Annotated in this window: 9 protein-coding genes; all 9 read right to left on the bottom strand. The window is 45.2% G+C overall.

What is annotated here, in order from left to right:
- Nucleotides 1–173: 173 nt before the first annotated feature.
- The 9 genes from ACFPFU_RS18905 to ACFPFU_RS18865 all read right to left on the bottom strand — a co-directional run bounded on the left by ACFPFU_RS18905 (nt 174) and on the right by ACFPFU_RS18865 (nt 9,864).
- Nucleotides 174–1,370, bottom strand: coding sequence for an MFS transporter (locus tag ACFPFU_RS18905; protein ID WP_377066985.1), 1,197 nt, complete (start codon nt 1,368–1,370; stop codon nt 174–176).
- Between the two features lie 34 nt (nt 1,371–1,404).
- Nucleotides 1,405–2,506, bottom strand: a protein-coding gene (gene prfB / locus ACFPFU_RS18900; protein ID WP_377066983.1) for a peptide chain release factor 2 whose coding sequence is annotated in 2 segments (ribosomal slippage) — nt 1,405–2,445 and nt 2,447–2,506 — 1,101 coding nt in all. Because the reading frame shifts where the segments join, the coding sequence is not laid out codon by codon here.
- Nucleotides 2,507–2,661: 155 nt separating this feature from the next.
- Nucleotides 2,662–3,219, bottom strand: coding sequence for a hypothetical protein (locus ACFPFU_RS18895; RefSeq protein ID WP_377066981.1), 558 nt, complete (start codon nt 3,217–3,219; stop codon nt 2,662–2,664).
- A 166-nt stretch (nt 3,220–3,385) separates the two neighbouring features.
- Nucleotides 3,386–4,453 carry a branched-chain amino acid aminotransferase gene (locus tag ACFPFU_RS18890; RefSeq protein ID WP_377066979.1) on the bottom strand — a complete coding sequence of 356 codons (1,068 nt, stop codon included), beginning with the start codon at nt 4,451–4,453 and terminating at the stop codon, nt 3,386–3,388.
- Nucleotides 4,454–4,461: 8 nt separating this feature from the next.
- Nucleotides 4,462–5,010, bottom strand: a complete 549-nt coding sequence (locus ACFPFU_RS18885) for a cob(I)yrinic acid a,c-diamide adenosyltransferase (RefSeq protein WP_377066977.1) — start codon at nt 5,008–5,010, stop codon at nt 4,462–4,464.
- Between the two features lie 32 nt (nt 5,011–5,042).
- Nucleotides 5,043–5,759, bottom strand: coding sequence for an ABC transporter ATP-binding protein (locus tag ACFPFU_RS18880; protein WP_377066974.1), 717 nt, complete (start codon nt 5,757–5,759; stop codon nt 5,043–5,045).
- A gap of 81 nt (nt 5,760–5,840) precedes the next feature.
- Entirely contained in the window at nt 5,841–8,645 is a 2,805-nt protein-coding gene (locus ACFPFU_RS18875) for a hypothetical protein (RefSeq protein ID WP_377066972.1), read from the bottom strand.
- Between the two features lie 8 nt (nt 8,646–8,653).
- Nucleotides 8,654–8,941, bottom strand: a complete 288-nt coding sequence (gatC, locus tag ACFPFU_RS18870; protein ID WP_377066970.1) for an Asp-tRNA(Asn)/Glu-tRNA(Gln) amidotransferase subunit GatC — start codon at nt 8,939–8,941, stop codon at nt 8,654–8,656.
- Between the two features lie 170 nt (nt 8,942–9,111).
- Nucleotides 9,112–9,864: a lysophospholipid acyltransferase family protein gene (locus ACFPFU_RS18865; protein WP_377066968.1), complete on the bottom strand. Its 753-nt coding sequence runs from the start codon at nt 9,862–9,864 to the stop codon at nt 9,112–9,114.
- Nucleotides 9,865–9,971 lie beyond the last annotated feature (107 nt).

Below are 9,971 nucleotides of genomic sequence, written 5' to 3'. Positions count from 1 at the left end.
TTTTCGGCCGAGGGCGTGGAGAAAATGAGGCTGGTGGCCACCCCGGTAAGCTCCCTGCCCCCATGGCACGGAGGCGCGGGTGCCAAAGCTTGGCTCATGGTGGATGAACTGGTGCTGAATTGATTTTCCCGGATTCGAAGAAGGTAGCTTGAAATAAGCCAAAACGAGTTCCTTTAACCTTCTTTACCTTCCTTGGATTGTACCGGCTCTGGTTTTTGATGCGGAAATATCCAAAGTAAAATAAATGCCGCCATGGCAGACGCTGAACCGAATAAGAAGACGATTTGAAAATTTTGTTCATGGACGGAGAATAACCAGCCGGAGACGAGGGCACCTATACCAATGCCCGCTTCCAACGCAATGTACATGGTGGCCAAGGCCCTTCCTCTGAATTTCTCCAATGAGAGATCAATGGTCCAAGCAGTTACCGTAGGATTGTTCATGCCTACTGCACACCCATACAGTGCGGCAGCCAGTAAAAAAGCAATACGGCTTTCGGCCTGGGCTACTAAGATCATGGCCAGTACCATCGTCAGCATGGCGACTTTGAGTACAGGAATCCTGCCGTATCTGTCGGATGCCCTGCCGGCAATTACCCGGATCAACAAAGATGATAAGGTGAAAACAGCAAAGAAAAGTCCCTTGTTGGCTATTCCCAAAAAAACTGAAAAATCCGGGATGATGGTCAGCACAATTCCGAATGAAAACACAGAAAAAAAAAGTACCAAAGAAGGTCCCATGACTCTTTTTTCTATGATCTCGTTTTTTTTCAGTTTAAAATGTCCAAGGTTTAATTTTTCCCTGCGGGGAAGGGTTTCTTTTAGTCGATATAAGATGACAATGGAAAGCAAAGACACAGCACTTGAACAATAGAAGAGGGGAATAATTCCCCATATGCCTGCCAAGTATCCACCCAAGGCCGGACCAGCCGCCATTCCGAGAGAACCAAACAAGGATTGAATGCCCATGGCTTCCCCTCTTTTTGAAAAAGGAATGATGTCGGCAACATACGCTGAAGTACCGGTGGGCGTAAAGCCGGTCGAAAATCCATGGAGAAAACGCAAAAGCAGGAAACCGCCTACAGTGGTCATCAAAGGGTAAAGAAGACTGATGAAAAAACATACGGCGACCCCGAAGACCATTACGGGAATCCGGCCAATTTTATCTGCCAGTTTTCCACTGAATGGTCTGGATAAGCCTGCTGAAAGCGTAAACAAAGCGATGATGTAGCCAATATACGCTTCTCCTCCCAAACTGCTGAGATAAGAAGGAAGTTCCGGAATGATCATATTGAAACTGGCAAAAAAAAGAAAGGAGCTGATGCATAGCAATAAAAAATCCAGCGTATAAAAAGACTTTCTTTTCACCATTACAAAAAAAGGCCGGAATTTTCCGGCCTGCTATTTATTTGTCTTTTACTTCTTCTTCGCTTTGGGCTAACAAAAAGGCCTTGATAAAATCATTCAGGTCCCCGTCTAAAACAGACTGAACATCGGAAGTTTCGTAACCGGTCCGTGCATCCTTTACCAGTTTATAGGGGTGAAGGACATAGTTACGGATCTGGGATCCGAAGTCTATTTTCATTTTGCCCGATTCAATTTTTGCTCTCTCCGCATTACGTTTTTCCATTTCCAACTGGTACAGCCTTGATTTAAGCATTTGCATGGCCTTTTCTCTATTGGCGAGCTGTGAGCGCTCCACCTGGCACACTACCACGATTCCCGTAGGTTTGTGGGTTAGCTGTACTTTGGTTTCCACCTTGTTGACATTTTGTCCGCCTGCGCCGCCTGACCTTGAGGTATGAAATTCAATGTCCGATGGGTTGATTTCGATATTGATGGTATCATCCACCACAGGATACACGTATACTGAAGCGAATGAAGTATGTCTTCTCCCGCCGCTGTCAAAAGGAGAGATTCTTACGAGCCGGTGTACCCCTGTTTCTGATTTCAGAAAACCGTAAGCCAAGGGGCCCTCAAATTCCAGGGTAGCCGACTTGATTCCGGCAACTTCCCCTTCCAAGTAATCGACTTCTTTTACTTTGTAGCCGTTTTTTTCGCCCCACATAATGTACATGCGGAGGAGTATGGATGCCCAATCATTACTTTCTGTCCCTCCGGCCCCGGGATTGATTTCCAACATGGCATTCAGTTGGTCCTCTTCCCCGCTGAGCATTTTTTTGAGTTCCAGATCTTCCAAGGCTTTGAGGGTTTTTTTATACTCTCCTCGTATTTCTTCCTCAGAAACCTCCTCAACACTATAGAATTCCCACAATACCTCCAGGTCCTGAATGGCTGTTTCCACTTTTTCAAAGGCAGTGGTCCAGGCTTTTCTGGCCTGTATCTGCTTCATTACCTTTTCGGCTTCGTCCGGGTTATTCCAAAAATCAGGTTGAGCTGATATGGCTTCAAATTCTTCTATCTCTGTTTTCTTCCGATCATAGTCAAAGATACCTCCTTAAGGCCGAAATACGGGCCTTCAAGTCTTTCAACTGGTCTGCTGTCATGGATTGTTTCGTTTATTTGAGGAGGCAAATTTCGTAAATTCATTTATCAATACCTACTTTTTCAGAAAACCTGTTATCAAATCTTGAAATGGAAATATAAAAGTGCAGTACTTTTGGTGTTTTTATGAGGTGGTGGGCTATCGCAGAGGTGTTTTTTATTCTTGGTTTTCCTGCTCCAATTCTTTTAGAGGAATGATCTGGATTTTATTTCTGCCACGGTGCCTGAACTTCTTGTACCGGACCGGGGCCAGGACCAAACTGGTGGTCAATAGCGCTCCCGAGATAACCAAAGAGCTGTTGCTATAGGAGAGACCGCCGTCAGCATACAGGCTGTTGATCGACTCGGCCAATAAAAGCAGGACAGCCCCGCCGGCCGGCAGCAGGGTCAGGTTTGCCATTGTCCGGTTTCTTTCATCGCGGTCCCTGATGTCAATGGCAACTATCTGAGACGGTGTGACGATGTTTTCACTTAGAATAAGATAATCTTTGGTGATTTCTTTAATGACATCTGTGATGTAGTAGTCCAGGCCTTCCTGCAAGTAAGTGATGGGATCACCCTCTTCATACTTGATCCTGGTTTTTTGGTTCTTGCCCTTTTGAAGGATCATGTAATTTTGAGCCACACAGGGAGTCAGGATCACAAAAAAAAGCATGACAATGATGAGGAAACGGGGCTTACTATATTTGGAAAGGGAAAATGAGATAGAAACCATAGGCCTTTCAGCGTTGTTGATTTAAAAAATTATGAGATTGCTCCAAGCACATCTGCCAAAATATTTTGAAATAATCGTTTAAGATGCGTTAAACTTGCAGTCAATTTTTGCTTTAGCGCAGTGCTCTCAGTGGCAAATCCTGCTTTGGGGCAATCTCATTTTCCGGTTAAATTTTCATGATCCAATTATGTTCGTCTTCCATGCGGCCGTATTTAATGGCGTCCAGGATTTTCAGTACTTTGTTGGAAAATGCATCCACGGATTTGTCAGGCAGGACATAATCCTTTCCTTTTATGTGAATGCGGTTGATATGGGCCACTGTAGCGGCGGTACCGGTTCCGAATGCTTCCTCTAACGTGCCATCTTCCAAGGCATTTTCCAGTTCATCCACGGAAAGAAAACTTTCCTTTACAGGGATCTCCATTTCTCTGGCCAAGGTGAGCACGCTGTCCCGGGTTATCCCTTTTAATATGGTGCCGGTGCTGGTGGGGGCGGTAATCAGTTTACCATTGATGATGAACATTACATTCATGGTCCCGCTTTCTTCTATAAACTGATGGGTTTTGCCATCAGTCCACAGTAATTGGTCATAGCCTTCACGTTGGGCTAATAAAGCCGGATATAAAGAACCTGCATAGTTGCCTGCGGCTTTGGCTGAACCGGTCCCCCCTTCAATGGCCCTGGTATATTTGGTTTCCACTTTAACGGCCACCGGTTTGGCATAATAATGACCCACCGGGCAAGTGAAGATCATAAATTTATATTTGGCGGAAGGCCTGATACCCAAGTAGTCATCTGTTGCGAATATAAAAGGGCGGATATACAAAGAGCACCCGGCCCTGTCCGGAACCCATTCGCGGTCTATTTCCAAAAGTCTCCGTAACCCTTCCATAAAGATATCCTCCGGAATCTCGGGGATACACATCCTTACTGCGGATTCGTTGAGTCTTTTGAAATTGGCATCCGGTCTGAATACCAATATTTCGCCTATATCATTTTTATGTGCCTTCAAGCCCTCAAATACAGATTGTCCATAATGCAAGGTAGCATTGGCGGGATTGAGGGAAAGGGGGGCATAAGGCTCGATCCTCGGATCATACCATTGTCCATCCCGATAATCCGCCATAAACATATGATCACTGATCGTTTGGCCAAAGGCCAGGTTGTTGAAATCAGTTTTGGTCAGTCTGGACGAAGAAACCTTATTGATTTGGATTTCTAAAAGCTTGTTCATATTCTCATCTATACTCTTGGCTCCCAAGTTACTTCTTTTATTTCTAATTCTTTTGCTATCTGTCTGCCCAATACAAATAAATAGTCTGAAAGCCTGTTGAGGAATTCCAGCACAAGGCTCTCCACCGGTGAGGTATCCATTAATGCCACCACGCAACGCTCGGCCCTGCGGCAGACGGTACGGGCGATATGGGTATAGGAAACAGACGCATGCCCTCCCGGTAGGAGAAAATGCTGAAGAGGCTGAAGCCCCCCTTCCATTTCATCAATGGCCTTTTCCAAATATTCCACATCTTCTTTCAAGAGAGAAGGACGTTTGACTTTGGTTTTTTCAGGGTCGTTGGCGAGTGTAGCCCCTATGGTGAACAACCGGTCCTGAATGGTTTTGATAAAGTCTGCCCTTCTGAGATTTACCTCTTGGTCTCTTAACAGCCCCATGAACGCATTCAGTTCATCAATGGTGCCATAAGCTTCTATTCTGATGTGGGACTTGGCCACCCTTTTTCCTCCCAAAAGGGAAGTTTCACCCCTGTCCCCCGTTTTGGTATATATTTTCATGTTCAGGAATCAAATGATTTTATTAGCCTTGCTTATACCAATGATTTGTTGCTCACCGTGGGATTGGGGTTGATGCTATCTGATTCCACAAGACCATCCCTCAAACGGACGATTCTATGGGCATGGTGGGCGATGTCATCCTCGTGGGTCACCATGATGATCGTATTGCCTTTTTGATGCAGTTCATGAAACAGGTCCATGATACCGTGGGAAGTCTTTGTGTCGAGATTACCAGTGGGTTCATCTGCCAGGATAATGCTGGGATCATTTACCAGTGCTCTCGCGATGGCCACCCGCTGCCTTTGCCCCCCTGAAAGCTCATTGGGCTTATGGTGTATCCTATCGTCCAGCCCCACACTTTTCAGCGCCAAAAAAGCCTTTTCCTCCCTGTCGGACTTATTGTATCCTGCATAGATCAGCGGCAAGGCAACGTTTTCCAGACAGGAAGCGCGGGGAAGCAAATTAAATGTCTGGAATACAAAGCCGATTTCCTTGTTTCGGATCTCCGCCAATTCATTCTCGGACATATCACTCACATTCTTCCTGTTCAGAATGTAAGTGCCGGAGCTGGGTGAATCAAGGCAACCTATGATGTTCATCAGGGTGGATTTTCCAGATCCGGAAGGTCCCATGAAAGCTACGTATTCCCCTCTGTCTACTTTGATACTGATGGATTTCAGCGCGTGGACTTTTTCTGCCCCCATTCTGTAGATTTTCTGGATTTCGTGAGTCTCGATTACAGTGGCCATGATCTTTACACTTTTAAAACGTGAAGATAGTGGTTTATAGGCAAAAACGTGAACTCTAGGAGTTATTTTATGCAGTCGGGGTTATAGATGATCAATTTGCAATTGTATCAGGTCTTCCCGGTCAATCCACTCCGACATCATGGCAAGACTGCTGCTGGCATAATGATCAAGTCCAATCATTCTGCTGTATTTTACCAAATTAATCCATAAAAGGGGATCCTTGTTAAATTGGCTTGCTTCCAGCAACAAGTTGTATTTTTCGACATTTTCGGGGATTTGGGTCAATGCATGCAGTACCCATGGCGTATGATAGGCGTTATCCGCTTCTGAAAAGGAAGCAGTTGTGGCAAGCGCTTCCGGTTTGACGTCAGTTTCTTTTTCGCTGGACAGTACCTGTTCGTATTTTTTAAGGAAAGCCAGTTCTTCAGGGTTGACAAATGACTCAGAATAAAGGTTAAGCAGCTTCTCCCTTTCTTCTTGAGTCAGCCAATGAGCCTTTTTTATAAGGACTTCCTTCGCAAAAAAGGCCTGTAGACCGGGAGATTCTATTTGGCTGAGGGCCGGAAGGATTTCCTTTCCCTGCATTTTAAGCAAGCCGGCGAGTTTTTGATAAAAGCGAACCGTATCATTGTCGTTAAGTTCACCCCCTTCAAAGTTCATCCAATCCGGAAATACGGTCCCGGTGCTGGCGGAAATAAAAGCGGCTTCTTTTTCCTTGCCGCCGAAATATATCACCGGAAGATGGGATGATTTGAAATTGGAAAACCCTTTTTCGGCGGCTTGCAGCCATTCTTTTGCTGCATTTTCCAGGTCCATCTGCTGGGTCAATACCGAGGCAGCAAATGCATGATAGTATCCGGCGCTGTTTTGGAACCGGTATGCCATTCCATTGAGTAGTTTCAAGGTCTCGTTGATTTTACCATCCCTGAACCTTCGAATCACACCGGTTTCCCGGAGCTCCTCTTCTTCAATAGGCAGCAACTGCTGATCTTCCAAAAGACTATCCAGTAAGGCAAGGTCTTCCTGAATACTTTTACTTTCAGACTTGTTGGTCCATTGGTTCCTCAGTATAGCCCTGTTTATAGGAGAAGTTCCCGCTTGGATAGTATCCGTCTTCAACAGTGTATGGGAAGAAGTTATTCCCCGCAGGTTGTCCAGGGCAGATAGGTTGATGGAGGCCGGAATATTGTCATCTATGTCAATATCTTTTTCCAGGAAGACTTGATGCATCGCTTGAAGCCCGATCTGATTTGCCTTGCTGATCTCTCTGCGAAAATCCATTTGTTCAAGCAGACGAAAGGCTTCCACCGGACGATCGATCTTGCTGTACAGCAAGGATAGATTGTTGAGCAGATAGGGGTTTTCAGGATAATATTTCAAGCCCTGCTCAAGATAAAATATGGCGTCAGTTGTCCTCTGGCGACGCTGCAAAGAGGATGAAAGCAATAAGATATCCGGGACATTGGGCCTTTCATTGAAGCTTTTGGTCAGGGTGTTGATGGCGGATGTCGGTTGGTTTTGTTGAAAGGCCAGGTGAGCGATTGCATTCATGGCTTTTTCGTTCCTGCGGTACCTTTCGAATGAGTTTTCATATAAGATGGTGGCTTCTGCGGAACGCGATGTGCTGTAGAAAAAGTCGGCAGAAGTATTGGTTGAGGCAGTGCCAAATTGCACGGCAACGATTCCATCCGCATATACAGCAAAGATGACAGTGGTCAGCAATGCCCCCAACCTCATATGGAAATACGGGAAAAATGGCGGCTGGTAAATGATCTTTTCCACGGGCTTTCCTGAGTTCATAACGCCGCTGAAATTGATCAAAAGATAAAGGAAAAATAAAAAGCCAAAACCCAGTTGGCTGTAAATAAAGAAATGCTCGATAAAGTCCAACATAGGGGTATTGACGCTTAGACCGGCTTTAAAAAGGACAAGGATACTGACAGCGAATCCCACCAGGTATACGATTTTGCCTACCCATGGCACCAGGTAAGGCTGATCCAGTTGCTTTATCTTTCTCTCCGTTTCGATATATCCCAGTATGCCGAGAATAATATAAAGGTATTGGAAAGGTGGTAGCGGGATAGATGTATTTAACCCGCCTGTTATGCTAAGGAACATCAGCGCCATCATCAGGAGGTAGAGTAAGGAAATTACCGTCAGATGCCAGGTGATTTTTATCCCTACTCCCCGGTTGAGTCTTGCCAATAAAACATATACATTGGAAATAAAGCTATGTCCAATATATACGGTAAAAACAGCGCTGACAACGAGGGCCATGATGGAGATGTTTTCCGAAAACAAGAGCGTGGGATGGTTTATGCCGCTGAAAGTGATCAGGAGGATGAATGTGGCCATGCCGGATAAAAAAATGACCAATACCCTGCTCGTCATATTCCATTGGTAGAAGAAAACATGTATCAGGCTGGCGGGCAGCAATAACCCCAGCAAACAGATGATCAAGCCCATGTTTGTACCAATGCCTCCTATGTTAAGGCCATTTACGCCACTGAGGGTGAGCAACAGGATTAATGCTGCAGCGCTTATGATAAAAGGGTATCGCTTGAAGGTGGTCATAAGCGCTACAAACAACACCGTCAATATCCAAAAAGATATTCCCAAAACCTGGATGAGAGAAGCATGGGATAACGGAGGCAGGGACTCAAACTGCTGAAAAAGCAGAAAATTCTGTGTTTCCAATATAAACAAATCAGTTCCCGTAGGTATTTTCTCCAAAGGAACGTTTATTTTGACTGTTTCAAGGGATGTGCTTATGGGTAAAAGCGGGCGGCCGGAAGAATCCAGGTAAATCAGGCCAATGGCGCCGCCCAGAATGGCGATAACAGGAAAAATGGAAAGAAGAATTTGAAGAATTTTCTGTTTGGGCATGGGAGTCATTATTCCAGTACCTTTGGAACCCGGAAATAGTCCGAATCCCGCTGGGGCGCATTTTTCAGACCTTTTTCATGATCCAAGTGTTCACCTACTTCGTCTTCTCTCATGACATTTTCCTCAGAAGACATGGTGGTAAGCGGCTCTATGTCTTTCGTATCCAGTTCGTTTAGTTTTTCCACCCAGTCAAGTATTTGTGTCATGTCCTGAGTCATTCTGACCGCGCCGTCTTCATCAAACTCCAATCTGGCCAGATGGGCTATCTTTTTCAACGAATCAATATCTATTTTCATATGATTATAATTTTTTCTCAATAGGCCACATGCTTGCGTGCCGTAATGCACTTCAGCATGCAGGTATGGAATCTCGCATGTTTTTCCCCACCCCCCGATGGCTATCGGGGCTATCGGGGCATCCCAGTTTGTGACGGTTCCGTCATGCTTGATTTCATATGCTATTTCAGTTAGCTTTTAGAGGATGTCACTATCAAAGCATTGTCACAGAGTAACTGTTCCTGGATGATCCTGAAACTCCTATCCTTCAGCTCCGGAACGGACTTATGGCCCAAGCCCTCCACGGGGATAGGTGGGTGTATCACCACTTTTGCACTTTTATACCTCAACAGAAACTTCCCGTCGTCCGGCAAAATTAAATGATTGTAGGATAAAGTGATAGGAATTATTGGAATTTGTTTGTCTACGGCTACTTTAAATGCGCCGTCTTTGAAGCGGGCCATTTGGGGCGGCTGGGGGCTGGATATGCCGCCTTCAGGGAAAAAGACCACGCTGCTGCCTTGAGAGAGCACTTCCCTTGTTCTGAGAATGGATTCTCCCCTGCTTTTCAAGCTTGCCCTGTTGACCGCTATATGGAGGTTTTTGAACATGTAGCCGAAAAGGGGGATTTTCGTCAACGAGCTTTTTCCAATAAAAACCAAATCATACGGGATCAATCCGAGCACCGGTATGTCGAGATAGGAAAAATGATTGGCAATGATGACGTATTGGGGATGTTTTTTCAAATATTGCAGGTTTTCAAATCTGACCCGGATCAGAAGCAGCCCGAAAAATATTTTGGACCATAATCTGTTGAGCATCCTTCCGTATTTTTTCAGCCCCGGGATTTCGATCGTGATGATAAATATGGGCAGAAGCAGCAAGAAGGTAAAAATGAAAACAAGGGTGCCGTAAATGGAATAGATTCGTCTCAATACTTTCATTTTTTGTCTTTGCTTTTCAGGAATCGGTCTATTGACAATAGGCCCCGCCTACAGCTGCCAATAAAAAATCTACCCCAAAAATATAAAATTAGCCGCTAAAGCCTTAC

Origin of the sequence: Negadavirga shengliensis, assembly GCF_042652345.1 — a bacterium.
GTDB lineage: Bacteria > Bacteroidota > Bacteroidia > Cytophagales > Cyclobacteriaceae > Negadavirga > Negadavirga shengliensis.
Note: the sequence above shows the minus strand (reverse complement) of the source record. Positions and strands in the feature narration are given on the sequence as shown.